Origin of the sequence: Halomonas sp. NyZ770 (assembly GCF_020616575.1) — a bacterium.
Lineage (GTDB): Bacteria > Pseudomonadota > Gammaproteobacteria > Pseudomonadales > Halomonadaceae > Vreelandella > Vreelandella hamiltonii.
The window spans coordinates 1,097,368-1,123,190 of record NZ_CP085143.1; the positions used below are offsets into that span (position 1 = coordinate 1,097,368).

General features: G+C 57.0%; 23 protein-coding genes. 15 read left to right on the plus strand and 8 right to left on the minus strand.

The window, feature by feature from the left end; translation table 11 throughout:
- Positions 1-41 precede the first annotated feature (41 nt).
- Complete coding sequence (locus LG409_RS05195) at positions 42-362, plus strand: hypothetical protein (RefSeq protein ID WP_039175902.1); 321 nt, start codon at positions 42-44, stop codon at positions 360-362.
- Here LG409_RS05195 and LG409_RS05200 read toward each other — a convergent pair.
- Together LG409_RS05200 and LG409_RS05205 are read right to left on the minus strand one after the other, a co-directional pair.
- Entirely contained in the window at positions 346-957 is a 612-nt protein-coding gene (locus tag LG409_RS05200; RefSeq protein ID WP_039175903.1) for a LysE family translocator, read from the minus strand. The genes LG409_RS05195 and LG409_RS05200 overlap by 17 nt on opposite strands.
- 27 nt (positions 958-984) lie before the next feature.
- Positions 985-1,812 carry an AraC family transcriptional regulator gene (locus tag LG409_RS05205; RefSeq protein WP_227407757.1) on the minus strand — a complete coding sequence of 276 codons (828 nt, stop codon included), beginning with the start codon at positions 1,810-1,812 and terminating at the stop codon, positions 985-987.
- A 175-nt stretch (positions 1,813-1,987) separates the two neighbouring features.
- Here LG409_RS05205 and LG409_RS05210 point away from each other — a divergent pair, with 175 nt between their 5' ends.
- From LG409_RS05210 to LG409_RS05220, 3 genes are all read left to right on the plus strand, one after another.
- Complete coding sequence (locus tag LG409_RS05210) at positions 1,988-2,740, plus strand: SDR family oxidoreductase (protein WP_016916495.1); 753 nt, start codon at positions 1,988-1,990, stop codon at positions 2,738-2,740.
- A gap of 55 nt (positions 2,741-2,795) precedes the next feature.
- A complete protein-coding gene (locus LG409_RS05215; protein ID WP_227407758.1) occupies positions 2,796-3,689 on the plus strand; it encodes a dihydrodipicolinate synthase family protein in 894 nt (297 codons plus the stop codon).
- A 550-nt stretch (positions 3,690-4,239) separates the two neighbouring features.
- Positions 4,240-5,913 carry a methyl-accepting chemotaxis protein gene (locus LG409_RS05220; protein ID WP_227407759.1) on the plus strand — a complete coding sequence of 558 codons (1,674 nt, stop codon included), beginning with the start codon at positions 4,240-4,242 and terminating at the stop codon, positions 5,911-5,913.
- A 78-nt stretch (positions 5,914-5,991) separates the two neighbouring features.
- Here LG409_RS05220 and LG409_RS05225 read toward each other — a convergent pair whose 3' ends face one another.
- Together LG409_RS05225 and LG409_RS05230 are read right to left on the minus strand one after the other, a co-directional pair.
- Positions 5,992-6,765, minus strand: coding sequence for an SDR family oxidoreductase (locus LG409_RS05225; RefSeq protein WP_039175919.1), 774 nt, complete (start codon positions 6,763-6,765; stop codon positions 5,992-5,994).
- Entirely contained in the window at positions 6,762-7,091 is a 330-nt protein-coding gene (locus tag LG409_RS05230) for a nuclear transport factor 2 family protein (protein WP_227407760.1), read from the minus strand. Before LG409_RS05230 ends, LG409_RS05225 begins: the two co-directional genes overlap by 4 nt.
- 92 nt (positions 7,092-7,183) lie before the next feature.
- On the opposite strand from LG409_RS05230, the gene LG409_RS05235 reads away from it, so the two are divergent.
- The 10 genes from LG409_RS05235 (at position 7,184) to LG409_RS05280 (ending at position 17,252) form a co-directional block, all read left to right on the plus strand.
- The gene (locus tag LG409_RS05235) at positions 7,184-7,546 is read left to right on the plus strand and encodes a winged helix-turn-helix transcriptional regulator (RefSeq protein WP_227407761.1); all 363 of its coding nucleotides are present in this window, start codon (positions 7,184-7,186) and stop codon (positions 7,544-7,546) included.
- Between the two features lie 71 nt (positions 7,547-7,617).
- Entirely contained in the window at positions 7,618-7,953 is a 336-nt protein-coding gene (locus tag LG409_RS05240; RefSeq protein ID WP_039175928.1) for a zinc ribbon domain-containing protein YjdM, read from the plus strand.
- 248 nt (positions 7,954-8,201) lie between these two features.
- Entirely contained in the window at positions 8,202-8,990 is a 789-nt protein-coding gene (locus tag LG409_RS05245) for a hypothetical protein (protein ID WP_144980069.1), read from the plus strand.
- 109 nt (positions 8,991-9,099) lie between these two features.
- Positions 9,100-10,311, plus strand: a complete 1,212-nt coding sequence (locus tag LG409_RS05250) for a YbfB/YjiJ family MFS transporter (RefSeq protein WP_227407762.1) — start codon at positions 9,100-9,102, stop codon at positions 10,309-10,311.
- A gap of 35 nt (positions 10,312-10,346) precedes the next feature.
- The gene (locus tag LG409_RS05255) at positions 10,347-10,955 is read left to right on the plus strand and encodes a glutathione S-transferase family protein (RefSeq protein ID WP_227407763.1); all 609 of its coding nucleotides are present in this window, start codon (positions 10,347-10,349) and stop codon (positions 10,953-10,955) included.
- A 270-nt stretch (positions 10,956-11,225) separates the two neighbouring features.
- Positions 11,226-12,014 carry a carbon-nitrogen hydrolase family protein gene (locus tag LG409_RS05260; RefSeq protein WP_227407764.1) on the plus strand — a complete coding sequence of 263 codons (789 nt, stop codon included), beginning with the start codon at positions 11,226-11,228 and terminating at the stop codon, positions 12,012-12,014.
- Between the two features lie 84 nt (positions 12,015-12,098).
- The gene (locus LG409_RS05265) at positions 12,099-12,419 is read left to right on the plus strand and encodes a DUF427 domain-containing protein (protein WP_227407765.1); all 321 of its coding nucleotides are present in this window, start codon (positions 12,099-12,101) and stop codon (positions 12,417-12,419) included.
- Positions 12,420-12,653: 234 nt separating this feature from the next.
- Positions 12,654-13,523 carry a HamA C-terminal domain-containing protein gene (locus tag LG409_RS05270; RefSeq protein ID WP_227407766.1) on the plus strand — a complete coding sequence of 290 codons (870 nt, stop codon included), beginning with the start codon at positions 12,654-12,656 and terminating at the stop codon, positions 13,521-13,523.
- A complete protein-coding gene (locus LG409_RS05275) occupies positions 13,520-15,667 on the plus strand; it encodes a DEAD/DEAH box helicase (RefSeq protein WP_227407767.1) in 2,148 nt (715 codons plus the stop codon). Before LG409_RS05270 ends, LG409_RS05275 begins: the two co-directional genes overlap by 4 nt.
- A gap of 622 nt (positions 15,668-16,289) precedes the next feature.
- Positions 16,290-17,252, plus strand: coding sequence for an SIR2 family protein (locus LG409_RS05280; RefSeq protein ID WP_227407768.1), 963 nt, complete (start codon positions 16,290-16,292; stop codon positions 17,250-17,252).
- A 139-nt stretch (positions 17,253-17,391) separates the two neighbouring features.
- On the opposite strand, the gene recD is transcribed toward LG409_RS05280, so the two are convergent.
- The 4 genes from recD to LG409_RS05300 form a co-directional block, all read right to left on the minus strand.
- On the minus strand, positions 17,392-19,785 hold the full coding sequence (gene recD / locus LG409_RS05285) for an exodeoxyribonuclease V subunit alpha (RefSeq protein WP_227407769.1): 2,394 nt from the start codon (positions 19,783-19,785) through the stop codon (positions 17,392-17,394).
- Complete coding sequence (gene recB / locus LG409_RS05290; RefSeq protein ID WP_227407770.1) at positions 19,782-23,504, minus strand: exodeoxyribonuclease V subunit beta; 3,723 nt, start codon at positions 23,502-23,504, stop codon at positions 19,782-19,784. Before recB ends, recD begins: the two co-directional genes overlap by 4 nt.
- Before the next feature lie 112 nt (positions 23,505-23,616).
- The gene (locus tag LG409_RS05295) at positions 23,617-24,153 is read right to left on the minus strand and encodes a hypothetical protein (protein WP_096921249.1); all 537 of its coding nucleotides are present in this window, start codon (positions 24,151-24,153) and stop codon (positions 23,617-23,619) included.
- Positions 24,150-24,458 carry a nucleotidyltransferase domain-containing protein gene (locus LG409_RS05300; RefSeq protein WP_039175961.1) on the minus strand — a complete coding sequence of 103 codons (309 nt, stop codon included), beginning with the start codon at positions 24,456-24,458 and terminating at the stop codon, positions 24,150-24,152. Before LG409_RS05300 ends, LG409_RS05295 begins: the two co-directional genes overlap by 4 nt.
- A 183-nt stretch (positions 24,459-24,641) precedes the next feature.
- Between LG409_RS05300 and pncB the strand changes: the two genes are divergently transcribed.
- The gene (gene pncB, locus LG409_RS05305) at positions 24,642-25,817 is read left to right on the plus strand and encodes a nicotinate phosphoribosyltransferase (RefSeq protein ID WP_039175964.1); all 1,176 of its coding nucleotides are present in this window, start codon (positions 24,642-24,644) and stop codon (positions 25,815-25,817) included.
- Positions 25,818-25,823: the final 6 nt, after the last annotated feature.

Genomic DNA, 25,823 nt, shown 5'->3' on the forward strand with positions numbered 1-25,823 from the left:
GTGGCGGGATAACGTCACGTGTATTCAAACAGAGGAAAATCATGGGCAAGCTCTTTTCGTTGCTGGTACTGCTGGGACTCGGCTATGCGGGTATCTATTTCTATTACGGCGTGGTGATCGAAGGGGAGGTCGAGCAGCAGCTGGCATCCCGTGGCCTGACCTCGGTCAGCGTGGATAACGTCGAGTACGGCCTGCTGGCGCCGGTCAGCAACAGCGCCAATATCGCCGTCACCGTGGGGTATCGTGGTTCCCAAGCGGCGGTCAACGTGCGCGTGCAAGGCCATCCGCTGTGGTCCGATGAGGTGACGGTACAGCTGGACGGCCTGCAAGCCCTGCGTTTGGGGATCAGCTTCGGGCAGTAACCACGAGCCAAACGTGTTCATGGCCAATCGATACCGCTACGGCTACCAGTAGCCCCGCCATGACCCAGTTGAACCCTTTGATCAGCATGGGCTGCCTGACACGCTGGCCAAGCAGGCTGCCTATCACCACATAGCTGCCGGGGGCACCTGCCGCCAGTGCGGCCAGCCCCAGTGCCCAGATAAACAGGCTCATGCCCTGAATACCCTCGGCAGGAAACTGCAGCGTCGCGATGGGCAGTGTCGCGACCATGGCTTTGGGGTTGAGTAACTGCATCATCAGGCCATCACGAAAACTGAGCATGCGTGGTGCCGGGGCGTGGGTATCCAGGGTGGCATTGGCGCGGGCCACCTTGTAGGCCAGATACAGGATATAAGCGCAGCCGAGCGCGCTGAGCAGCACCAGGGAGTCTTGAGATATCCAGGCGGCTCCCGCCCACCCCAACACCAGCAAGTACAGCAGCATGGCCAGCCCCACGCCCAGGCAAAACCCCAGCGAGGTTTTACCCTGCCCGTTGATACCGACATTCAACCCCAACAAATTCACAGGCCCAGGCGTGTACATGACGCCCAGGGCATAGGCGACGATTGCTAACATGAGAAAACCTCTAGGTGGACGTGATGCTTAACGCGTGATGTCGCGTTGGTACTGGAAAGGGGTCATGCCGTAGATGCGTTTGAAACGGCGGTTGAAGTGGCTCAAATCCGCAAAGCCGAAACGCAGCGCTATCTCGGTGAGTGGCGCGCCCTGGTCGAGCGCGCAGCGGGCGGCGTTCACGCGGCAATTGATCACGTATTGATGAGGGGTCATGCCGAACTGTTGGCGAAATAGCCTCAAAAAGTGGTACTTCGACAAATGCGCGGCCTGGCTGATGTCGTCCAGCGAGATATCTGCCTCAAGATGCTCATGAATATACGTTTTGGCGTGGCCCAACAGCGTGTCTGGGCGGCTGGTGCGTTGGCCAGTCACCATGTGCCCGCCAAGCTGAACCATGCGCTCGATCACGCGATACAGCGCGTTTTCCTGGTCGATGCAGCTGCCCGCTTGATGCGTGGTCAGGCGTGCGACTTCCTGTATCGCCTGGCGCAGCAGCGGGTCGTGAATCAGCGTACTCCGGGAGCGAAACGGTGACGTTTGTGGGCGGCCAAGCAGCTCCCCGAACAGCGGCAACGCTTGGTTGGGATGCACGTATACCATCACGTAGCCCAAAGCCTGCTCACCGCCAGCGTGGCCGTCGTGAACCTCTTCAGGGTTGAACAGAATCACGTTGCCCGGTGGGCTACGATGAAACTGCCCGCCGCTGAAGAAATCCTGTCGCCCCGCCAGCGTCACCCCAAAGGCGTACTCTTCGTGGGCATGACGGTCATAGCTAAAATCCTCGATGGCCGCTTTCAAGACGGTCAGTGACGGCACATGATGATTTTTGAAAAACTCGAACTGGCTGCTGCCCATGCCAACCTCCTTGATCGCATTCGGCCCATGGCGGGCTTACCCTGACCCGTTTCAGGATATGACGCGGGCGCCAGCGTGGCTTGTACATAATTGCTCAACGGCGGTGTCAGTGTATATTCACTAGACGGTACACAGTGGGCGGCATTCGCAAAACGCTGGCAAACGAGGAGGGCGCATGGCAAACCCCAACGTGGTGGTGATTACCGGCGGGAGTCGAGGCATTGGTGCCGAGACGGCTCGGTTGTTCGCCCGGCATGGCTACGATGTCTGCCTCAACTATGTTGAAAACGACGCAGCCGCCGAGCGTGTGCGCAGTGACATCCTCGCCCTAGGCGTGCGCTGCCTGGCTGTGAAGGCGGATGTGTCGAAAGCCGATGAGGTGGCGAACCTGTTTCGCCAGGTCGATCAGGAACTCGGCACGTTGACGGTGCTGGTCAACAACGCCGCCATTCTCAACACCCAGGCGCGGCTGGTGGATATCTCGCCGGAGCGTTTTGGCAACGTGCTGCAAAAGAACGTCATGAGCTGCTTTCTCTGCTGCAAGGAGGCCGTGCAGCGCATGTCTACCCGTCAGGGCGGCGCGGGCGGCAGTATCGTCAACGTTTCCTCCATGGCCGCCAAGAGCGGCTCGCCCAACGAGTACGTGGATTACGCCGCTTCGAAAGGGGCCGTGGATACCTTGACTCGGGGGTTGGCGCTGGAAGTCGCGGCCGAAGGCATCCGCGTGAATGCAGTGCGCCCCGGCCTCATCTACACCGAGATGCACGCACTCGGCGGCGAGCCTGCCCGCGTAGACCGCTTGAAGTCTCGCATCCCCCTGCAACGGGGTGGCCAGCCTTCCGAAGTGGCAGAAGCCATTGTCTGGCTGGCCAGTGACAAGTCATCCTTTGCCACCGGCACTTTACTGGATCTGGCGGGCGGCCTGTAACGCCCTGACCAGCCCCCCCTTGGCTGCCCAGGCAGCGCCCAAAAAAGGACACCCCATGTTTACCGGCCTGAGTGCGTTTCCGCTGACCCCCATGAACGAGCAGGGCATCAACGAGCAGGAGTTCATCAAGCTAGTGGCCCGGCTGGCCCACGCGAAGGTGGATTCCATCGGCGTGCTGGGCTCTACCGGCAGCTACGCCTACTTGAGCGTGGAGGAGCGGGCCCGAGTGGCCAGGCTGAGCGTGGAAAACGCCGCTGAGGTGCCGGTGGTGGTGGGCATTGGCGCGCTGCGCACCCGCGATGTGCTGGCCAATGCCGAACATGCCCAGCAGGCCGGGGCGAGCGGCCTTTTGCTGGCGCCGGTGTCTTACCAGAAGCTCACCGATGACGACGTGTTCAACCTGTTCAGTACCGTCAGCCGCGCCATCAGTGTGCCGCTGTGCGTGTACGACAACCCCGGCACCACCCACTTCACCTTCAGCGATGAGCTGCACGGGCGCATTGCCGCGCTGCCACAGGTGCGCTCCATCAAGATTCCACCGGTGCCCAACGATCTGCACGACGCCAGTGCCCGGGTGGCGCGGCTGCGGGCGCTGATCCCTAATGATGTAACCATCGGCATCAGCGGCGACCCCGCCGCCGCCACGGGCCTGCTGGCAGGCTGCGAGGCATGGTATTCGGTATTCGGTGGGCTCTATCCGGAACACGCGCTGGCGCTGACCCGCGCCGCTCAAGCGGGAGATGCCGAACAGACCCTGGCCCACTCCAACGCGCTGGCAGCGCTATGGGCGCTTTACCATGAACATGGCGGCAGCCTGCGGGTGGCCGCGACCATGGCCGAACTCACTGGCCGCGTGAGCGCACCCTGCTTGCCCCAGCCACTGAATACGCTGCAAGGGCAGCCACGCCAGCAGGTGAAGGCGGTGATCGAGGCGCTGGGGCTTGGTTAAACCGCACCAAGCGGTTGGTATGGCAGGTGACAAACCAGGCACGTGTCACTGTGAGCGTGAAATGGCTCATTAGAAATGCTGTTAGTGTTCACTGAAGTGTTGAAGAGTCGTTTTTAGTGGGCGCGGCTCGCAAGCGTTTATGGCCAACTCTATTTCTCACTAGCGAGCTAATTAAAAAAGCGTTCTAGCAGTGAGGCGCGCTTATTACTTAGTGTTTTAAAGTAAGGGGGTAAAGATACGTAAAGATATTGGTTCTCATCTAAAATATTTTGCAAGTGTCTGTCGTTTATGGGGTTGATGATTTTTTACGTTTTTAGCGATGATTTTTGTAAGAGATTTGCCATGGGTTTTGTAAGATATTTGCTATCTGTTGCGTAAGACATCGCCCCGTAGCTTGGTAAGACATTGCCTACTCCGGTAAGCGTCCGATGCCCCCACCAATGGATAACTGAAATGGCGTCTTGCTAACGTGCTTTTTTGCACCTTTATAGATGCCATTGCTTTTCACTTGCCAAAGCGCGCCGCTGCGGAGCTGATGAGAATAATCGCCATGCTATACCTAAAAAAAAGTGTCAAAAGACGGCTGGCTGTGAGTTTGGGGGCCTGTGTTCTAATGCTGATCGCCGTGGGGGTGTTCGGGCTATATCATTTAAGTAAGATGAACGATGCCATTACGCGCACGTTCGAAGGCAACGTGCTGACGCTGGTCGATTTGGGAAAGGTGAACGAAGCGCTGCTCAGTACGAGAGTGAAAATCACCGCAGAACAACGCGACCGCAACCCGGCCTCCGCCGTGACGACACAGCAAGAAGTGGCCGAAAACGATGCCATTATCGATGCCGCTTGGAACGATTATTTCCCCCAGCGGGTGTCTGATGACGTAGAGCGTGGTATCGCCGAAGAATTCATCACGTCTCTGGCGGTGCTGCGTGCAGGGATCGACGAAGTCAACGCAGCGATGGTCGGCAACGATTTCGACGCGGCACGCCGCATCGCCACCACGACGTTACGGGCAGCTTACCCGCAAGTGCTCGATGCGCTTCACTCGCTAATCGATATCAATAGTGCCCAAGCATCGGCCTCTCACCAGCAAACGTCCCATGAATACGTATGGACACGCAACATCGTCATTGGCGTGATCGCCGGGGCCGTGTTCGTGAGCGTTCTGATGGCAATATGGTTGATCAAAGGCATCATGACACCGCTGGGCAAGGCGCAAGCCCTGGCCAACGCCATGGCGGAGGGCAAGCTGGACAACGACATCAATATCACCTGTAAAGATGAATTTGGCGACATGCTCAAGGCATTGAAGGCCATGGAGATGAAGGTCTCCCAGGTGGTGATGTCCGTTCGGCACAATGCCGAGTCGGTCAATGGGGCGGCTGAAGAGATTGCCCATGGCACCGAAGATCTGAGCAGCCGAACGCAGCAACAGGCCGCCAGCATCGAAGAGACCGCCGCCTCGATGGATGAAATCACTTCTACCGTTCGGCAGAACGCGGACAACGCCTCCGAAGCCGAAAAGCTCGTTTACGAAGTGACGCAACAAGCCAATGCGGGGGGTGAAATCGCCAGTAACGCGGTGAATGCAATGGAAGGCATCAATGCATCGAGCCGCAAGATTGCCGGTATCGTTGGCTTGATCGATGAAATCGCTTTCCAGACCAACTTATTGGCGCTCAATGCCTCGGTGGAAGCCGCTCGTGCAGGCGAGCAGGGCCGTGGCTTTGCGGTGGTAGCGGGCGAGGTACGCAACCTGGCGGGGCGCAGTGCCAACGCGGCGAAGGAGATCAAGCAGCTGGTGGAAGAAAGCATCGATCTAGTCGGCAACGGGTCTACTCTCGTCAATCAGGCGGGCAAAGCGCTGGAAGACATTGTCGGCGGTGTTCAGCGTGTCTCCTTGTTGATGGGTGAAATCGCGACAGCCAGCCACGAACAGTCTCAAGGGATCGATCAGGTCAACACGGCCATTGCTCAGATGGACAGTGTGACCCAGCTGAACGCGAGCTTGGTGGAAGAGTCCAGTGCCGCAGGCCGCTCTCTCCAGATTCAAGCCGAGGCATTATTGAAAGAGGTATCGTTCTTCAGAGGGGCAAGCATCGATCAGCCGCAGGCCGCATTACCTGCCGCAGGGCGACGCCACGTCAGCCCACCTCGAACGGAGCGACCGGCATCTCACCTGCTGAACAGCCAGCAGGGCAAGGATGCATGGGCCTCTTTCTAGGCGCATGAACAGAAAGCGCCCCAGGCCGGGGCGCTTTTTGGTCAATGCCGTATCAGGGCCATCAATCACCTTGCCTGCTCACACCACCGGTACCGTGCCGCCATCGATCACGAACTCCGTGCCGGTGATCGAGCCTGCCAGCGGCGAGGCCACGAACGCAATCAGGTTCGCCACTTCTGCTGGGGTAGAAGGCCTGCCCAACGGGATGCCGCCCAAAGCGCCCATGATGATCTGCTTGCCGCCCTCGTAATCGGTGCCTGCCTGCTCGGCCAGCCGCGTGGCCAAGGCAACGGCGGCTTCCGTCTCGATCCAACCCGGCGAGACGCGCACTACCCGCACCCCCTGTGGGGAAACCTCCTTCGAAAGGCTTTTGCTGTAGGTCGAAAGCGCCGCTTTGGCTGCCGCGTAAGCCGTTGTGGATTCGGGCAAAGGCAGCTCCCGCTGAATCGAGGTCACGTGAACGATCACCCCTTCACCCTGGGCCAGCATGCCCGGCAGCAGGGCGCGATCCAGCCGCACGGCGGGGAACAGGTTCAGGTTCAACTCCTGCTGCCACTCCTCTTCACCCAGGGCCGCAAAGCCGCCTGCCGGGGCGGACGAGCCGCCCACCACATGCACGACGATATCCACGCCTCCCAGGCGGGCCTTTACCGCGTCGGCCACCGTGGCGCAGCCTTCAGGCGTAGTGAGATCGGCGGCAATGAACAGCTCCTCGGGCAGGGCAGCGGGGCGGTTGCGGGCGGTGGTCAGCACCTGCGCGCCCTCTTCACGAAACAGCGCCACCACCGCCGCGCCCGCGCCTTTACCGCCCCCCGTGACCAGCACACGACGGCCGCGAAGCTGCAGGTTCATGGGGTAATCTCCAGGCTGTGAATGCGCTCATCGGCCAGTTCGATATGGTGAAACAGCTGTACTGGGCTACCGGGGAAATCGCCGGTCACGGTGGTGGTGATCACCATCTTGTGGCCATTTTGCGTGACCTGGGTGGGCGCGACGTGGTACTCGAACTGACGGCGGGTGCCGCGCAGCCAATCACGAATGGCGGCAATGCCCTGGTGGGTTTGCCCTTCATCCTGCACGCGGGCATCGGCGGTAAAACACTCCGCCAGTGCGGCGTCATCGGCGCCGTTGCTGATGGCAATGTAAGTAGCCATGCGGGGTGGGAGTGATACGCTCATGGCAGGCCTTCCTCATCGTGGTTGCTGTGCAGGAATCTTCTGCTTAGGCTTACCGATTATCAAGAACGCACAAAAAGGTAAGTGGCTGACCCATGAGAAGGATTTACACCCCCGCTAGCGCCGCCACCGGTGTAGAAGACGTATTAAAAATGCTGGAAGGCCGCTGGAAGCTGATCATTCTCTTCCACCTCTTCGATGGCAAGGTGCAGCGCTACTCCGATCTTGAAAAACTGATTCCCGGCATTTCGCAAAAGATGCTCGCCCAGCAGCTGCGTCAACTGGAAGCCGATGGCATCGTCGCGCGCACGGTGTACCCGCAAGTGCCGCCCAAGGTGGAGTACCGCCTGACCGAGTGGGGCCAGGCGCTCTGCCCCGCGCTGGATGCCCTGCTGAAGTGGGCCGAGCAGAAGGAGGCGTTTCACCCCACCGAACACGCAGACGATGCCCGCGCGTGAGCCTCGTCAGTCGCCAAGTCTGCCCCGGCTCAGTATCATCACCCGCTCATTCACTTTAGAAGCCACTGCTCATGTCTTGCCCACCGTGCCCCCGCTGCCAATCCGAATTCGTCTACCAGGACCAACGCCTGTTCATCTGCCCCGAATGCGCCCACGAATGGAACCCTGAGGAAGCCGCCGCCGAAGAGGCCGTGAACGTGGCTGATGCCCACGGCACGCCGCTGGCCGAAGGCGACAAGGTCACGCTGATCAAGGATCTCAAGGTGAAAGGTAGCTCTCTGGTGCTCAAGATCGGCACCAAGGCCGTCATCAAGCGGCTAAAAGAGGGCAAAGACCACCAGCTGGACTGCAAGGTAGACGGCGCAGGCGACATGATGGTGACCGCACAGTTTGTAAAGAAGGCTTGAGGACCGCTTGAGAAAAAGGGCCAGCATCGTAGAGCGTGGCTTGGTTTTCGACCGAGCAAGCACGAAAGCGATGCTTGCTATTATCCACAATACTTAATCCACAACACTTGAACTTGCATTCTGGGCTAAAACATCTCATGGGCAGGCTAGATTTTCATTTTTTCTACATAATTCATGGCGCTGGAGATACGATTATCATCCTGCCATTACCCTGCCTGGGCATTAACGTTTTTCACAAGGAATGCAAGATGCTGTTATCTCGTGTATGCGGCACCATCATGCTGTTTTTGGTCATGTCAGCTCAAGCGGTGGCAACGGATTGGACGCCACCTGAAAATCCTGATTTGCTAGAGGTTTTAAACGAGGTACGGTTGGATGTAGAGGCCGAGCGATACGAGGCTGCGCTAGAGAAGCTTATTTGGTTTCATCATTATGCGGAGCAAGTAGGTGAAAGTGTATCTGGAGCCAGGTTGTCTTATGCGCTGTATGACTGGGTGGAATTAGGGCAAGAATATCCGCCAGCCATGGATAGGCTTCTTGATATCCGGGCCAGCCTGGTTGCTCGGTTGATGCATGATGAGTACGACGGAAGCGCTTTTCATGATCTGGTGTCCATCAATGCAGTGCTCGGTGAAGAGTCGAAAACAACCGAGATATTTAAACTTATCGATTCGAGAGGGCATGAAATTGCCAGAAGGGCCTTTTTTTTCGCAAAGACTGCGTTGATCAAGGATAAGGAGTATGGGTTATATGTGAAATACGTCAATCCGCAGAATGACTTTATAAGTCTCAAGGATGGCTTTGAAAGCAGAATGTCAACGGTAGGTGACTCAGAGTTAAATGCATCTAGAGTCGATTCCTATCATGATTGGTTCCGCAATGAAGTGGCTACGTTGGTTGCGATTCTTGTCGTCAATGGCCGTGAACAAGAAGCGGCCGAGATTTCTGTATTAGCGAAGGAAGTCCTTGATGAGCCAAGATTTCATGAAGAGCTGGAGGATGCATTAGCGGGAAATGTACCTGCTCCTTTGTTTTAATATAGTCGCATTTAAAACTAATCGTTTATAGAAATGATCGCCTATGCGTAGTCTGATGGGTACCCGCGTGCCTCGGCCCATCCAGGCGACACCACCAGGAACTGGCGTGATGAAGCGAACACTCACTACCGACGATCTGCCCGCGTTAATGACCGGCATCATGGCGACCCTGGCGGCGATAGGTATTGCTCGCTTCGCCTATACGCCGCTATTGCCCGCGATCATTCAGCAAGGGTGGTTTACCGCAAGCCAGGGTGCTTACCTGGGGGCGGCCAACCTGTTGGGGTATTTTATCGGCGCGCTTGCCGCCCACTCGCTGAGCGAGCGTTTTGCGCCGCGCTGGGTGTTGGCGGCAAGCTTTGCGGGTATCGGGCTCAGCTTCCTGCTTTGCGCGGGGGCGGGTGGCTTTCACTGGTTCTTCTTCTGGCGGCTGGTCTCGGGGGTAGGCGGGGGGATCTTGATGGTCGTGGGCCCCTCGCTGGCGCTGGCGGCCACGCCCCCGGAAAGGCGAACCCGTGTCGGTGCCCTGGTGTTTACCGGTATCGGGTTTGGGGCGCTGCTTTCCGCCCTCGTTGTGCCGTCACTGCTCGGGGTCAGCCTCTCGCTCACCTGGGGTGCGCTGGGGCTGCTCTGTTTGGCGGCTGGCCTGTCGTGCGACCGCGGCGTCACGCGCTTGCCCCCACGCCCCGTGGCAAGCCAGGCAGCAAGCCCGGTGGGTCATAGCCCCGTTGGGTATGCGGGGGTAAAGTGGGTGGTGGTGCTGGTCATCGGCGCTTACGCGCTGGATGCGGTGGGGTTCGTGCCCCACACCGTGTTCTGGGTGGACTACCTCGCCAGGGAGCATGCCCTGGGCCATCAAGCCGCTTCCCTGCAATGGGGAATCTTCGGGCTGGGTGCCCTGTGCGGGCCGTTCATGGTGGGGGCGCTGGCCCAGCGCGTGGGGTGGCAAGGGGGCTTGATGATCGCCTTTGCGGCCAAGGCCGCTGCCGTCATGCTCCCGGTGTTCTCGCTTGCCCTGCTCAGCCAGTCGGTTTCCTCGTTCATGGTGGGGGCGATGATTCCCGGCATCGTGGCCCTTACCTCTGGCCGCCTGGCCGAGCTGGTCGGGCCCACCGCCCACAAGCAGCTCTGGGGGCGAGCCACGGCCGCTTTCGCCGCCGCCCAGGCAGGGGCAGGCTATGCCATGTCGGCGCTGTTTGGCATGTGGGGCAGCTACACGCCGCTCTTCACCATCAGCGGCATGGCGCTTGCCCTTGGCTTGTTGCTGGTACTGCTTAGCCGAGGCGTTCAGCAGCGCCGCACACTTCCTTCTGCCCAATAACCTAACAAGCACTATTCAGACAAAGGGAGGCCACCATGGAGCTCTACCTGAACGCAACATCCCCCTATGCGCGGCTGGTGCGCATCGTGTTACTGGAAAAAGGCCTGATGGACGCCGTGACGCTCAAGTGGTGCGACCCCTGGGCCGACGACGCCGACCTCCTCAAGGCCAACCCCGCCGGGCGCATCCCCGCGCTGGTGACGGAGGAGGGCACCACGCTCAGCGAATCCATGTTGATTGCCATGTACCTGGACAGCCTGGACAACGTAAAGCCCACCCCGCCCATGCTGCCCACCCCGTTGAGTGACGTACTGCACCTGGCAGGCCTTGGCCAAAACCTCATGGATGCCGCATTCACCACCGTGATTGCCCGCAAGCACTGTGGCCCCGAGATCGACCAGAGCGAACTGGGCCAACGCCGGGCAAGGGCCATGCAGCGGCTGCTGAAGCAACTGAATAGCGAGCTGAGCGGTAACCCCACAGCCGCATCGATCCACTTGGGCGACATCGCCATCGCCGTCGCACTGGAATACCTCGCCTTCCGGCTGCCAGAAATACGCTGGAAAGAAGCGCACCCCCAGCTTGCCGCGTGGCATGCGGCCGTAACAGCGCGAACAAGCTTCCAGCAAACCGCCTTCACCTAGCCACCCCGTGGGAGGTGGCTTCAGCCCGCGACCACTCTCCCAAAGGTGAACCCGCCCCGTGGGAGGCGGCTTCAGCCCGCGACCAACCCCCCCGAGGGTTGAACCCGCCCCGTGGGAGGCGGCTTCAGCCCGCGACCAACTCCCCCCAGAGGTGAACCCGCCCCGTGGGAGGCGGCTTCAGCCCGCGACCACCTCCCCCAGAGGTGAACCAGCCCCGTGGGAGGTGGCTTCAGCCCGCGACCATTCAAGCACCCAGCCAGGGGAAATAAAGTGACCAACAACAAAGCCATCACCATTGCACTCGCCCAACTGCCCGTCAGCAAAGCAGCGGTAGACGACAACCTGCACACGCACCTGGGCTACGTGGAACGCGCCGCCGCGCTGGGGGCCAACGCGGTGGCCTTTCCCGAACTCTCGCTGACCGGTTACGAGTTGGCGCTACTCAGCCAACTGGCCATGCCCAGCGACGATACAACCTTTGCCGTCCTCACTGCCGCTGCCGTAGCCAACAACATAGTGGTGATCGCAGGCTGCCCACTGCACAACCCCAACGGCAAACCCTACATCGCAGCGGTGATCTGCTTCCCCAACGGCGAACACACCTTCTACCTGAAACAGCACCTGCACGAAGGGGAGGAGGTTTACTGTACCCCCGGTTGTGATAGTGGCCTGATCGACATCAACGGCACCCGCATCGCCCTGGCCGTGTGCGCTGACTTCACCCACCCAAGCCACGCCGCCACCGCCGCCGCGCAGCAGGCGGACGTTTACCTCGCTAGCGCGCTGATCTCCCCAAGCGGCTACGCCCACGATGCCGAGCTGATCGCCGCTATCGCAAAACGCCACCAACTGCCGGTACTGCTCGCCAACCACATTTCCACCACAGGCGGCTGGCAAACCTGCGGCAATAGCGGCGGCTGGAACGCTGCAGGTGAGCTAGCGGTAAGCGCTAATGGCACTCAGCCCTGCCTGGTGCTGTGTCGTACTCATCACGGTGCCATAAGCGGTAGCGTGGAAGTGATGACTCGCCTTCCTCCCAAAGCACCCATTATCGACTAAAAACTAAGCCGCCGAGGTAGGCTTAACCCATGTTTGCTGCTAGGCTCAAAGTATTAGAGCGAATAACGCCGCAGGGACAACACAATGCAGAATGCCCGCATAACGCTTCACCCAAGCAAGCAGCGCATGCAAGTGCGGGTGGATGACATTCTGCTAGCTGACTCCACCAATACGCTGGGACTCTGTGAACACGGCTACCCGCCATGCCACTACTTCCCACGTGATGACGTGCGGATGGGCTTACTCACCGTTTCAGAAACGACCACTTATTGCCCGTTTAAAGGGCATGCAGTGTATTTTTCGCTGGGTGAGCGGCGGGATATTGCTTGGAGTTATGAGGAGCCGATTGAGGGGATGGAGGCTATTACGGGGAGGGTGGCGTTTTATGGAGTTGTAAACAAATGACGCTTTTCGACCCGCAGTGGACATGCCGGGAAATGCACCAGGCACGCGAGTTTTGGATATATATTCTAATTGAATTTAATTTCTCAAATAATCATAGACCTGGGAGGATCTGGCAGGCTGCATTTGCCGGAAAAAAGTGCCAGCAAGTTCATTCGATCATAAAGCGCGTTGTCTAATACGCTGTTAGCCACCCGGCAGTACAATTCAGTGCACACGGACAATAAGTGGGAATAAATGCAACATCCAGACAGTTTTTTAAACATCATTTTCCATGACGTCAAAGAATCAGGAGATGACTTGGCTCTCTGTGCCGGATTTGAGCGCGGTCAATGGAGAAATGAGCAGTTAGCAGATCATATGATGGAGTGGTTGCCGGAGTTCGCGTTGGAGTATTCGGAGTTAAATGAAATTGGTCACGCTAATGCGCTCCGGATGACAAAAAAAGCAGCAAAAATTGTTTACCAAACAGAAAAGTATGGGTTGAGGGGAGAGTTCGGTGAGTTATTGCTGCATATTGCAATCCGTCAGGTTTACGAAACTCTACCAGCTGTCAGTAAGATTTATTATAAGAGTGCAGTTAACGAAACAGTAAAGGGATTTGATGCTGTACATGTAGTGAGAAAAGACAATGATCTTGAGCTGTGGATTGGAGAGACCAAGTTTTATGAAAACATAACAAGGGCTATTTATGATGTATCAAAAGAGATAATTGATCATTTGGAAACCGATTATCTAAGGTCAGAGTTTATTTTAATAAAAAATAAAATTGATCTTTCATGGCCGGAAGCAGAAAAGCTCAAGAAGTTATTGCATGAAAACACATCTCTGGATGAGGTTTTCAATAAGGCCTGTATTCCAATACTGCTAACTTATGATAGTGATGTGGTTGGGTTTAGTGGAGAGTATAACGATGAGTACAGGGAGAGAATTAGAAATGAACTTATAAATGCGTATGTCCGTCTAAGGGATAAAATTGATTCAGGATATAAGGATAGGTTCACTCAAGATTTTCCACTTACCGCCCATGTCATTCTTGTTCCATTAAAAGAAAAAAAGAAACTTATAGCAGCACTTGATCAACGGCTTAAGGCGCTTCAAATATGAGTAATATTGCTGCAATTCGTGGAAAAATAAAGTCAGACAAGTGGATAGAGGACCCATTTTCCGTACTTTCTGATATAGCTAGTATTTGTGCATCTAACATTGATATGGGGCGTGATCTCGTGATCCGTGCTCTCGAAAATCAGGATTCCCTTGGTCGAGCCTATAGAGACATCCTTAATGATCTAACCATGCAAGTGGGCCTTTATCCATATGTTTCAGATCTTGAAGACCTATCTTTAAGAAATGCGCTGATGCATGCTGCATATCGGGCTGATGGGATAATGGGGGACTATGTTTTACATAAATCACAGGCTCGTGTTTTGCGCTGGCTTATGTCAGGATGCTCTGTTATCTTGAGTGCCCCAACATCATTTGGTAAAAGCCTATTAATTGACATAATTATTTCGGCAAAGAAATTTGAAAATGTTGTTCTGATCGTTCCAACTCTAGCGCTTGTAGAAGAAACGAGACGAAGGATGTCGAGGTTTATTGATGAATATTCTATAGTCACTTCTGGTAACCAAAAAATTACAGAAAGAAATATCTTTGTGCTTACTCAAGAGCGTTACCTTTCTATGGAGGAAGACATTCCCGATATTGAATTCTTTGTCATAGATGAATTTTACAAGTTGTCTATATCAAATGATGGAGGGCGATCCACTCTTTTAAATCAGGCATTTCTCCGGCTATGCAATACTGGAGCCCAGTTTTATTTATTAGGCCCTTCAATTAAGTCCATTCCAGATGTCGTAAAAAAGAGACTAAGCTGTAAGTTTTTAGTCGAAGACTTTCAGACCGTGGCCGTTGAACTTCATTTTCTGAAAAAAAAGCCAAACAAAAACGAAGCACTGGCCAAGCTGTTAGATGAAGTCGACGGACAAACAATGATTTACTGCCAGTCTCCCGCAAGTACCAGAAAATTAATAAAATCATATTTTGATATACGGGAGTTGGAGGTAACTCAAGATCAAGAGCTTTTGGAGGCGGCAAGGTGGACTTCGGAAAATTACCATGATCGGTGGTTGGTATCTGTAGCGCTTCGACACGGAATAGGTATCCATCACGGAAGACTCCCACGGTCGCTTGGTCGTTTCATGATTCGTGCTTTCGAAGAGGGAAAGATAAAAGTACTGCTCTGTACTTCTACGCTAATCGAAGGTGTGAATACATCTGCTAAAAATGTAGTGATTTACGATAATAAACTTAATAGAAAATCTCTAGATTTTTTTACTTTTAGCAATATTAAAGGACGAACAGGCCGAATGTTTCGTCATTTTGTTGGAAATATTTATGTCTTTGATGCTCCTCCTGAAGAAGAGCTTCCATTTGTTGATATACCAGCCATAAACCCTGGAGAGAATACACCAAGCAGTCTGCTTATTAACCTTCCTGCAGAAGATATTCCTTCTTCTCTAAATGAAAAAGTTGACACTATACTAAGTCAAAATATTCTTCCTGTTGAGCTTCTTAAGCGGCACTCTAGCATCGAGCCTGAATATCTATTGGATACTGCAAGTCACTTATTATCTGCAAGCCTTCGAGATCTGGAAAGGTTTGCGTGGTCTTCTAGGCCTCAATATGATGATATCAAACTTACTTCTGAAGTTATCTGGAATCAACTACACGGTGCGCCCTCAGCCAGACAGAGCGCTATGCGTAGTGCAAGCATGATGACTCTATGGGTGTGGAGGCTGTACGCAGCTCGTAATGTGCCACGATTTAGGAGGGAAATGATATCAAACCAGATAGAGCGAAATACTTCTCCAGATGAAGCAGTGGAAAACGTACTTGCTTTTTTGAGAGGCTGGGCCTCATTCAATTATCCTAAGTATTTGATTGCGCTTAATGACATTGTCAATCATGTGCTGCTATTGAAGGGGTTACGTTCATGCAATTATTTGCCGTTTGCAATGACAATTGAGCATCTATTTCAGCCTTCGTCCTTTTCTGCGCTTGAAGAATATGGACTACCAACAGAAATCTCAGAGAAATTAATGAATAGGGAGGTGTTTAAGAAGGACGATACTCTAGATGTTGTTGTGAACAACCTGCGCAATCGAGAGATTAGTGCTTTTGCTGACGGTGTATTTGAAAAGAGAGTTATTGAAGATTTTCAACGAGGTATCGGCGCTAAAGTTGGCTAAAAAAGCGCAGGTGTCGGGCGATTTTTGCACTACGCTCCAAGTTTTCCGCAGAGCAAGGCGTTAACTCTCTTAAAAATGGAAAGAATCAAATGGCAATAACAGCTTTTACAACGCTTGCAGCTCTGGGGAGTCTTTTAGGCTTGGCATTTCAGCTATGCAAACATAAGGAAAAGCCTCTTACCTATGCATTGCTTGCAGTTTCTTTTTTTGTGCAATCATAGCTGCGTATTCTTGGAATGAAGCTAAAGATCTTAAATTGGAAAGTCAGGCAATGATTAATGCGCGTATTGAAGCGGATAAATTGATCGAGTCTTGGCCCGATATTGAACTTTTTAACTTCATTTCAGGTGGTGAGTTTAGAGGGATTGTGATATCCGGAATGGCTTTCCTTGAATCTAACAGAGAGTTGTTTCCTGAGACATATGCAGCCACAAGGTCTTTAGTTTTCGTTGAACTACAGGCAGGTCTAGATTAAGATGATAACTATGTAAAAAGCGTAGAAAGCTTGAGGAGGCAGCTAAGGCAATAGTCATAACCATCAAGGCAATAAGAATTGACAAGTCAATTAGCCGACCGCTAACGCAGCGTCTGATTGAAGAGTTAGAACTACAAGGGCCGTTATATGTCTAGATCTCTGCTTGTTTTTGGGAACGGAATGGGGTTGGCTTTGAATTCCGAGTATTTCTCACTTAAAAATGGCTTGACAAGAGTGTGGAATGACACGGGCCACTTGAGTGAAAAACATAAAGAACTTATTCTTAGTGCTATTGAAGGTACTACTCAGGAAAACCCTCCCTGCTCAGAAGAGCAACTCGATCAGCTTCAGGTGGCCATTATTGCCACTGAGTATCTATGTAACTTCGAGGTGTCTGGTACATCATGGGTATCCTCAGAAGCTAAAGAATTACCATCTGCTTTCAAAAAATATATTCACGAGGTTGCACTACATTTTCATCGTTCAGGTAATTATCTGCCTGATGATTTTTTAGATCCGCTTTCAGATTATATCAAAGATACAAGATCTCATGTGGTCACCCTCAACTACGATAACTTACTATACGATGGATTTAAGTCAAAGAATGTTCTTGATGGCTATAATGGACCTCTAATTGATGGGTTTTGGGCCTCAGCAGGATTTGATGAAGATCATCTAAATAGACATAATGTCAGCCGTCACGGCTGGTATATGCATCTTCATGGGTCGCCGTTATTTATTGGCAATAACAAAGTTATGGGGGCGGGGCGAGATTTCTTGGATCCCGAAAATGAATCTCATATAGTGTTAACTCATGTTGAACACAAACCACTAATCATTGGTTCCTCTCATATACTTTCTTCTTACTGGAGGAGGCTTGAGAAGGCTTTTGAGGAGTCAGATAAAATCATATTATTTGGTTATTCTGGCCTCGATGTGCACCTAAACGAAAGGATAAAGCTACGAAAAGGTGAGAAAGAACTTCTGATCGTTGAGTGGAGTGGTGCAGGAGAAGAAAGCCGTAGAAGAAATTATTGGGAGAAAAAAGTTGGATTTGGTCGATTTGAGCTGTTCCAGCTAGATAATATTTTAGATTTTAACGCATGGTAGCTTTAACAAACGCGTCAGGTATGACGCTCGCAAGATCGCGGATAGTACGCAGGCGCGTTAAAGTCCTATATCAGTGGCTTCTAAAAGACTGCTCCTGACCGAAAATTGACACCACTAGCACTAATGGTGTCGGTTTAAATTAACCCCCAACCCCACTAACCCTAACCACCTCCCTCACCACCACCTCGTTCAACACCCCGCGCTTGGCTTCCACCACCGTGAGCCATTCGCGGGCGCGGGTGATGCCGGTGTACACCAGCTCGCGGGTCAGGATCGGGTTTAGCGTGGGCGGTAGCAGTAGGGCGGTGTGCAAGAACTCCGAGCCTTGGGATTTGTGTACCGTCATCGCAAACACGGTTTCCACCGCATGGAGGCGGGAGGGCAGCACCCAGCGGATGGGCTTGTCGGTGTCGCTGGCGGCACTTGATGAAGGAAAGGCGACTCTTAATAACTTCTGCTGCGGGTTGCGCGGGTCGGGCACGGCCAGGGTGATGCCGATATCGCCGTTCATCAGTTTCAGGCCGTAGTCGTTTTGGGTGACCAGTACCGGGCGGCCCTCAAACCAGCCTTTCTCCAAGGTGTAGTCACTGCCGAACAGCAGCTTTTCGCCGCGCAGTGTGCTGGCGATGCGCTGGTTCAAGCCTTCTACGCCCCAGGGGCCTTTGCGCAGCGCGCACAGCAGTTGGAAGTGGCTGTAGGCGCTGAGCACCTCGCTGGCCCAGGTGTTGTAGATGGCGGGGCTCTCCTCGAAGGATTCCCCCCGTGGACGCTGTGCTTGCAGCACCTTGAGGTAGTGGCGGTAGCCCGTGGGCGGGGCGATGGGCTGGCCCTGGTGGTCGGTGCGGCCTTCGCCGTTGCCTGCAAAGTCGCTGGGGCTGCCGTGAATTACCAGCTTATCCAGCGCGGCGTCGTCACTCATCACCAAATGGTGAATATCCGGGTAGCCGTGGCGCAGCACGGCGGTGACGGCCTGCTGCTTTTCCCGTTCGCTTTGCGCATGGCCCGGCTGGTTGATGGCCTTGGCGAGCTGGCCGATGCCGCTTTGTTCATTGAAGCGGTGGCTGACCCGCAGCATGGTAATGGCCTGGTCCAGCGGTTGGCCTGCGGGGTCGATGAACTCCGCTGGCGGCGGTTGCCCGGTGGCCTGGGCCAGCCATTCGGCGGTGGCCGGGGTGTAGTGGGCGGCTTCCGCGCGGCGGCACAGGTCGCCGAGTACCGAACCGGCCTCTACCGAGGCGAGCTGGTCTTTGTCCCCCAGCAGTATGCATTGGGCATGGGCGGGCAGGGCGCTGAGGGTGGCGGCCATCATTTCGATATCCACCATCGAGGCTTCGTCGATCACCAGTACGTCCAGGGCCAGCGGGTTGGCGGCGCTGTGGCGGAAGTGGCGGGTGTCGGGGCGTGCGCCGAGTAGTCTATGCAGAGTGGTCACTTCTGTGGGGATGGTGGCTGATAGTTGTTCTGTGCTTGATAGCTGTTCTGTGGGTGAATCGTCGTCGAGGCGTCGAACCGGAGCTGAAGCTCCCTCCCACAAGGCTCCCTCCCACAAAGTCCTCTCTAACACAGTTTCCTCACTCGAAGCTTCTGTCTGCTCGGTTCCTTTCAGCAACATGGTGAGGTCGGTGAAGGGGAGTTTGGCGACTTGCCCGGCGATGGATTCGTTCAAGCGGGCGGCGGCTTTGCCGGTGGGGGCGGCCAGGCGGATGCGCAGCGGCTGGCGGGGGTGCTGGGCGAGTTGCAGGGTTTGCAGCAGGGCGAGCAGGCGCACCACGGTGGTGGTTTTGCCGGTGCCGGGGCCGCCGGTAATGATGCCGAAGCGGCTGCGGGCGGCCAGGGCGCAGGCGGTTTTTTGCCAGTCCAGGGCGTTGCTTGGCTTGAACAGAATGCTCAGGGCTTGGGGGAGTAACTCAGGGTGACTGGCGTCACCCATCGCCCAATGAATTGGCCTCCCACTTTGGCTTTCTGTGCCCGTACTTTCTGTGCCTGTGCCTTCCAGGCGGGCGGCGATGTGTTGGTGGAGGCTTTGTTCGTACTGCCAGTAGCGGCGCAGGTAGAGTCGCGTGCTGGGGGTGCCGCTGGCTGAGTGAGTGGTTACTACTACCAGCGGCGTGTTGCCGGGGCCTTCGCTGGTGAGCAGCGGGTGGTGCAGGGCGGCTTGCCATTCGCTGAGCGTGAGCGTGGCCAGCACGTCGCTGGGCAGCGGCGGCGGGTCGGTGAGGTCGTCGCCTTCGGGCGGTAGCGAAAGGGCGAAATCCGGCGCGTTGAGCGTGGCGTTGATATCCAGGCACACGTGGCCCCGGCCTAGCTGGTGGCTGGCCAGCGCTGCCGCCAGTAGTAGCAGCGTGGGGGCATCCGGCGCTTCGCTGGCGAGAAAGCGCACCAGGGCGCGGTCCAGGTCCCGCAGCCAGCCGCGTGCTACCCAGCGTTCGCATAGGGCCAGCAGTTCCGGGGTGCTGCTGAGTGCAGGATGGGCGCTGGCGGTGGGCGCATCGCCGAACATGTCGAAGGTGTGGGTGTCGTGCTGGCGGCTCATGCCGTGGCCTCCTGCTGGGTGGCGTGGGGCTCGCCTGCAAACAGGCTGTCCAGGGCTTCGATGAGTTCAACCGGGGCGGGCTCGCCCACCACGCCACGCCCAGGGCTGCGGCTGCCGCGTAGAAATACCGTCATCGAACCGCCCAAGTGCTGGTGCGGGTCGTAATCCGGCAGGCGTGCTTTGAGCAGCCGGTGCATGGCGAGCAGGTAGAGCGCAGCCTGAAGGTCGTAGCGTTTGGCGAGCAGCGCGTGGCGCAGGGCTTCTGGCTCGTAGGCGCTGTCGTTGGGGCCCAGGTAGTTCGATTTCCAGTCCAGCACGTAGAAGCGCCCCTGATGCTCGAAGGCCAGGTCGATGAAGCCTTTCAGCATGCCGTTGAGGGTGTCGGCATCCAGCGCGGGGCGCTCGATGCCTGGCAGTAAGTGCTTGCTCACCAGCGCGTCGATGGCCTGGGTGTTCACCCGCTTGGCGGCAAACCAGAACTCCAGCTCTACCTGGTAGCTTTCCAGCTCATTCAGCGCCACGCTTTGCGGGGTGTGAGCGGCCAGCGGCAGCGGCGTGGTGAGCAGGGCGCTTAGCCAGCCCGCCAGCGGTTCTTGCCATGCCTGCCAGCCGCGTAGCTGTACCCGCCGCCACAGCATGTCGTTGAGCGCGTCTCTATCATTTGCGGCAGCATCGAAACCTTGCTTGCCCGCCCACTCCAGTAGCCCGTGTAGAAAGGTGCCGGGGCCGGGGCCACGGGGGAATTTGTGCAGGTGATACGCTTCCGGTTGGGATCGTTCTTGAGATAGTTCTTGAGATAGTTCTTGAGATAGTTCTTGAGATAGTTCTTGAGGTTCATCCAGCACTTCGAAGGCGGTGGCTTCCTGGGCGGTGGTGGGCTCCAGCGGTGGCAGCACCGGGGCGGTGAGCGTGCCGGAAAGCCGCAGCGCGGAGTAGCTGGCAATCCACCAGTGCTCTTTGGCCGGGCGCGTGGGCGTGCGGGCGTGGCCCAAGGCGCTGCTTTCCGCCACGGGCGTCACGCGATCAGCGGTGGGCTCGGGCGGCGTGCCGAGGTGGATGTCGCTGCCTTCCACCAGGGCATCGAGCGCCTTGGGGAGCGCATCGGGGGAAAGGGTGCTGCCACCGGTTAACAGGTAGCCCAGCGCGCTGTTTTCCAGGCCTTTTAGCGGGGCCAGCCCCAGCCAGGTGGCGTGGCGGGCGCGTGTGAGCGCCACGTAGAGTTTGCGCAGGTCTTCCCCCAGCCGTTCGCGGTCGGCGGTGGCGAGTATCATGTCATCGGCGTCCAGGCTGAGCTGCAGGTTGCCCTCGCTGTCGTGCCAGCGCAGCGGTACGTCTTCGGCTTTCACCGGGCGGTGGTTGGCGATGAAGGGCAGGAACACCAGCGGGTACTCCAGCCCTTTGGATTTGTGGATGGTGACCACCTTGACCAGATCCGCGTCGCTCTCCAGGCGCAGCTTGTGGCTGTCGCCGTGGCTTTCCGGGTCGGCAATGGCATCAAACAGAAAGCGAATCAGCGCGTGTTCGCCGTCCAGCTCGGCGCTGGCCTGTTGCAGCAGTTCGCCCAGGTGCAGCAGGTCGGTGAGCAAGCGCTCACCTTCCTCGAACTCTGCCAGCAGCCGGGCGGGAATCTCGAAATCCACCATGATACGGCGCACCAGCGGCAGCACGCCCTGGCGCTGCCACAGGCGGTGGTAGTGGCTGAACTGCTCGACCCGCGCTTCCCAGGCCAGCTCGTTCTGCTGCAGGTAGTCCAGCTCGGCAAGGCTGAGCCCCAGCACTGGGGTGGCCAGCGCGGCGCGCAGGTGCGCTTCGGCCTGGCGGGAGCTGGCCAGCGGCTCGGCGCAGGCGCGCAGCCAGCGCTCTACCTGGGCGGCCATGGGCGAGCTGAACACCTTGTCGTGGTCCGAAAGGTACACGCTCTTCACCCCTCGGCTGGCCAGCGCCTGACGAATGGCGCGGGCTTCCTGCAGGCCGTTCACCAGCACCGCCATATCGGAAGGTTTGAGCGGGGTGAGCGCGTCGTCGGTTTGAAAGCCGCTCTTGCCTTGCTGGCCTGCGCTGAGCAGTTCCGCCATGTACGATGCGCAGCGTTCGGCCATTTCGGTTTGGTAGGCGGTTTTGGAGAGCGGCTCGTCGGCGGCGAGCGGCCAGAGCGTCATGGCGGGCAGCGGTTGGCCCTGGTGAACGAGTCGTTCGTGGCGGCCTTTGGCGTCTACCGGCAGAAACGGCAGCGGGTTGTCGCCGCCTTCTTCTCGGAACAGGAAGGCCCCTGCCGGGTGTTCATCGGCGTAGCGGAAGCAGTGGTTCACTGCCGCTACCATGGCGCGGCTGGAGCGGAAGTTGGTGCCCAGCGTCACGTGGCGGCCTGCGGTGTCTTCGCGGGCTTTCAGGTAGGTGAAGATATCCGCGCCGCGAAAGGCGTAAATGGCCTGCTTGGGGTCGCCGATCAGCAGCATGGCGGCGTCGCGGCGGGGCCTGGCGACCTCATACACCGCGTTGAAGATGCGGTACTGGATGGGGTCGGTGTCCTGGAATTCGTCGATCAGCGCCACGGGGAACTGGCGCAGTATCTGCGCGGCCAGCGCCTCCTTGTTGGGGCCTTGCAGGGCGCGGTCCAGGTGGGTGAGCAGGTCGTTGGGGCCCATTTCGGCGCGGCGCTCCTGCTCCCGCTCCAGGCGCGCCTTGCACCACTGCACGGCATGAATCAGCAGGTCGTTGCGTGGCTCGGGCAGCGTGTTGAGCGCGGCGGGCAGCTCGGCCAGCGCTTGCCAGGCCTTCGGGCAGGGTGGCGCGCCATCTTTCCATATTTCCGCCATGCCGTCCGGGGTCAGGCGTTTCCAGGCGGCGGGGGTGAGCGCGGGGCGCTCTAGGTCGCTGTCGCTCCACTCCCGCAGTGCGCCTAGCCAGTTGGCGCGGCTTTTGGCGTTGAAGCTTTGGCCTTTGAAGGCTTTGCGCGTGGCGGCGTCTTCCAGTGCGGGCACCAGGTCGTCCAGCCATTCGGGCCAGGGGGCTTTTAGCGTGCTGAGCAGGGCGCTGCGCTCGGCGGCGGCGGTGCTCAGCGTGTGGGTTGGCTCGGGGCGTAACGCGCCCAGCGCGTCGCTTTCGTGCAGCAGCTTGCGCACGTCCTGATGCAGGTGGTCGGGGGATTTCCAGTAGCCGGTGATGCTGCCCAGCGCCTCGGCGTCCAGCGGGTAGTAGAAGGTGCGCCAGTAATCGCGCACCACTTCTTGCTCCAGTTCGTGCTGGTCGTTTTCCAGGTTGAGCGAGAACAGGCTGCCGCTATCGAAGGCGTGTTCCCGCAGCATGCGGTAGCACCAGCTGTGGATGGTGGAAACCGCGGCTTCGTCCATCCACTCGGCGGCCAGCTCCAGGCGGCGAGCACAGGCGGGCCAGGTGGCATCGGGGTACTGGCTGCGCAGCGCTAGAAGAAGAGAGTCTTCACCCTGATCACGGAATACGGCAGCCGCCTCCACCAGCCGATGGCGAATGCGTTCGCGCAGCTCCTGGGTGGCGGCGTTGGTGAACGTGACCACCAGAATTTCCGGCGGGGTGAGCGGGCGCACGAAGGCGGTGTCGTCCTCGCCGTGCTGCCCGCCCAGCACCAGGCGCACGTAAAGTAGCGCGATGGTGAAGGTTTTCCCCGTGCCCGCGCTGGCTTCGATCAAACGGCTGCCGTGAAGCGGCAGCGTCAGCGGGTTCAGCGGGGCGGGCTGGCTCATTCTTCTTCTCCGAACATCACGGCAGGCGGAAAGCAAAGCGCCTTGGGTGGGTGACCCAAGGCACCGGCACTATATCGCGTCGCCGGGTGCTGGGCAAAAGAGCAAAGCAGCGTTAGAGGCTGGTTTGAAAGACGCTATCGAACTCGCTGGAGAAGTCTTGGGTGGCTGGAAAAATCCCTAATTGTTCAGCGCTCCATGTCACGAGTCTTTTTGACGTGATGAGAAGAACGTCAGAAAGTTCGTTCAACAGGTTAAAGTGCTCTGCTATTTGCGCGTAGTGCGTCGAGTAATCATGAGCGGCAATATTGCGAATGGCACGACAACGCTGCCAGTCGCTGGTGGCGTCCACGACGCCTTGTTTTTCAAACAGCGAAAGGACTTTGAGAAAGCTGTCGGTCGATTCACCTGCCAACAGAGCGCTGTGCCTCATGGCAGACGCAATGGAGTCCTGGAGTTTGGCAAAGCGCTCATTGATAGCGGCCAGTGTTTCAAAAAGGTCGACGTCTTTTTTATGGTCGGCTAACCAGTCACCGTCCAAAGGCCATGTGACTTTTTTGCGTGACTGGTGAAGAAACCAGGCGCAACGCTGGATGGCTTCAAGCAGCTGCGCCAGATAACGCTGCTGTTCGCTAAGGACATCTTGGCTCATGCCGCTTCCTCAAGCGTTATTGAGCGTGACTGTGCGAGCGCCATGGCTTGAAACGGGGTGGGTTCCGCCTTTTTTACGTAGGTTACGAGATCGAACGGTAGCTGGAGGCGCTGTTCAAGCGCCATTTTGAGTTCAGCGCAGGCAAGTAGCGAAATAGCGGTGGGTGAGATAAGCAGTAAATCGACATCGCCGCCTCGCTTACCATCGTCTAGTCGCGAGCCGAATACATGCACGGCCACCGAAGGCCCAGCAAACTCACGGACGGCTGCCAGAATAAGCTCACGCTGTGATTGAGAAAGACGCATGGGGTCTGCTCCTCGCTGAACGCTAATGTTTTAAAGGTTAGCACTCTATTGCCGATGGCGGATAGTCGCTCAACTGCCCGCAAGTTAGGGCAAAAGAGGGCAGGGTGTGAGGTATCGCTGCCAACTGCTAATCTAGTGGGCTAGCCGCTCTTGGCGATCTGTTGACGCTGGTGAAGGGATCTCATGCTGACCTCGCTTCTGGATAACGATTTCTACAAGATCACGATGCAGAATGCCGTGATCAAACGCTTTCCCTATGCTCACGCCCGTTACGCATTCATCAATCGCGGGGAGCATGCCTTTCCCGAGGGCTTTGGTGAGGCGCTACGCGGGGAGGTAGACCGCATGGTGGCGCTGTGCTTGACCGAGGAGGAGAAGCGCTATCTGGAAACCACCTGCCCTTACCTGGACCCCACCTATCTCGATTTTCTGGCGGGCTTTCGTTACGACCCCCGCGAGGTGACCATCGAGCAGCAGGGCAGCGAGCTGTCGGTGGTGATCGAAGGCCCTTGGTACCGCACCATTTTATGGGAAGTGCCGCTGATGGCGCTGATCAGTGAGCTTTGGTATCGGCTGCGCGGCGTGGCGGTGTCGGAAGAGGATGAGGCGCTCATCGAGCAGCGCACCCGGGAGAAGATCGAACTCTACCGCCAGCACGGGCTGAAGATTGCCGAGTTCGGCACTCGTCGGCGCTTCTCGTTTGCGGTGCATGACCGGGTGGTGGAAGCGCTGCGCCACTACGGTGGCGAGGCCTTTAGCGGCACCAGCAATGTGCTGCTGGCCATGCGCCACGGGGTGAAGCCCATCGGCACCCACGCCCACGAGTGGTTCATGTTCCACGGGGCGCGTTTCGGTTTCAAAATGGCCAACAGCCTGGCGCTGGAGCACTGGGTGGATGTGTACCGGGGGGATTTGGGCATCGCGCTCACCGATACGTTTACCACGCGGGCATTTTTCGAGAGCTTCGACAAGAAGTTCGCCAAGCTGTTTGACGGGGTGCGCCACGATAGCGGCGACCCGATCGAGTTCGCCGATGCCACCATTGCCCATTACCGGCGCCTGGGCATCGACCCGCTGAGCAAGACCATCATCTTCTCCGATGCGCTTACCCCTGAAAAAGTGGAGCGCATTCGCGCCTTCTGCCAGGGGCGCATTGGCATGGCCTTCGGGATCGGCACCAACTTCACCAACGATATCGGCGTGGCGCCCATGAACATGGTGATCAAGATGGTCGAGGCCCGCCCCGAAGGGCAGGGCTGGCTGCCGGTGGTGAAACTGTCCGATGTGCCCACCAAGAACACCGGCGACCCGGAGATGATTGCGTTGGCGAAGAAAGTCCTCAGCATGGGCCGTTCATAGCCATGT

What these genes read in the sequence shown, in the direction of transcription:
- LG409_RS05275 (WP_227407767.1), top strand. Translation starts at nt 13,520, where the DNA reads ATGAGTAATATTGCTGCAATTCGTGGAAAAATAAAGTCAGACAAGTGG.
- LG409_RS05225 (WP_039175919.1), bottom strand. Translation starts at nt 6,765, where the DNA reads ATGAACCTGCAGCTTCGCGGCCGTCGTGTGCTGGTCACGGGGGGCGGT.
- LG409_RS05295 (WP_096921249.1), bottom strand. Translation starts at nt 24,153, where the DNA reads ATGAGCCAAGATGTCCTTAGCGAACAGCAGCGTTATCTGGCGCAGCTG.
- LG409_RS05255 (WP_227407763.1), top strand. Translation starts at nt 10,347, where the DNA reads ATGGAGCTCTACCTGAACGCAACATCCCCCTATGCGCGGCTGGTGCGC.
- LG409_RS05300 (WP_039175961.1), bottom strand. Translation starts at nt 24,458, where the DNA reads ATGCGTCTTTCTCAATCACAGCGTGAGCTTATTCTGGCAGCCGTCCGT.
- LG409_RS05210 (WP_016916495.1), top strand. Translation starts at nt 1,988, where the DNA reads ATGGCAAACCCCAACGTGGTGGTGATTACCGGCGGGAGTCGAGGCATT.
- LG409_RS05220 (WP_227407759.1), top strand. Translation starts at nt 4,240, where the DNA reads ATGCTATACCTAAAAAAAAGTGTCAAAAGACGGCTGGCTGTGAGTTTG.
- LG409_RS05280 (WP_227407768.1), top strand. Translation starts at nt 16,290, where the DNA reads ATGTCTAGATCTCTGCTTGTTTTTGGGAACGGAATGGGGTTGGCTTTG.
- recD (WP_227407769.1), bottom strand. Translation starts at nt 19,785, where the DNA reads ATGAGCCGCCAGCACGACACCCACACCTTCGACATGTTCGGCGATGCG.
- LG409_RS05195 (WP_039175902.1), top strand. Translation starts at nt 42, where the DNA reads ATGGGCAAGCTCTTTTCGTTGCTGGTACTGCTGGGACTCGGCTATGCG.
- LG409_RS05200 (WP_039175903.1), bottom strand. Translation starts at nt 957, where the DNA reads ATGTTAGCAATCGTCGCCTATGCCCTGGGCGTCATGTACACGCCTGGG.
- pncB (WP_039175964.1), top strand. Translation starts at nt 24,642, where the DNA reads ATGCTGACCTCGCTTCTGGATAACGATTTCTACAAGATCACGATGCAG.
- LG409_RS05235 (WP_227407761.1), top strand. Translation starts at nt 7,184, where the DNA reads ATGAGAAGGATTTACACCCCCGCTAGCGCCGCCACCGGTGTAGAAGAC.
- LG409_RS05270 (WP_227407766.1), top strand. Translation starts at nt 12,654, where the DNA reads ATGCAACATCCAGACAGTTTTTTAAACATCATTTTCCATGACGTCAAA.
- LG409_RS05240 (WP_039175928.1), top strand. Translation starts at nt 7,618, where the DNA reads ATGTCTTGCCCACCGTGCCCCCGCTGCCAATCCGAATTCGTCTACCAG.
- LG409_RS05250 (WP_227407762.1), top strand. Translation starts at nt 9,100, where the DNA reads ATGAAGCGAACACTCACTACCGACGATCTGCCCGCGTTAATGACCGGC.
- LG409_RS05245 (WP_144980069.1), top strand. Translation starts at nt 8,202, where the DNA reads ATGCTGTTATCTCGTGTATGCGGCACCATCATGCTGTTTTTGGTCATG.
- LG409_RS05205 (WP_227407757.1), bottom strand. Translation starts at nt 1,812, where the DNA reads ATGGGCAGCAGCCAGTTCGAGTTTTTCAAAAATCATCATGTGCCGTCA.
- LG409_RS05265 (WP_227407765.1), top strand. Translation starts at nt 12,099, where the DNA reads ATGCAGAATGCCCGCATAACGCTTCACCCAAGCAAGCAGCGCATGCAA.
- LG409_RS05215 (WP_227407758.1), top strand. Translation starts at nt 2,796, where the DNA reads ATGTTTACCGGCCTGAGTGCGTTTCCGCTGACCCCCATGAACGAGCAG.
- recB (WP_227407770.1), bottom strand. Translation starts at nt 23,504, where the DNA reads ATGAGCCAGCCCGCCCCGCTGAACCCGCTGACGCTGCCGCTTCACGGC.
- LG409_RS05230 (WP_227407760.1), bottom strand. Translation starts at nt 7,091, where the DNA reads ATGAGCGTATCACTCCCACCCCGCATGGCTACTTACATTGCCATCAGC.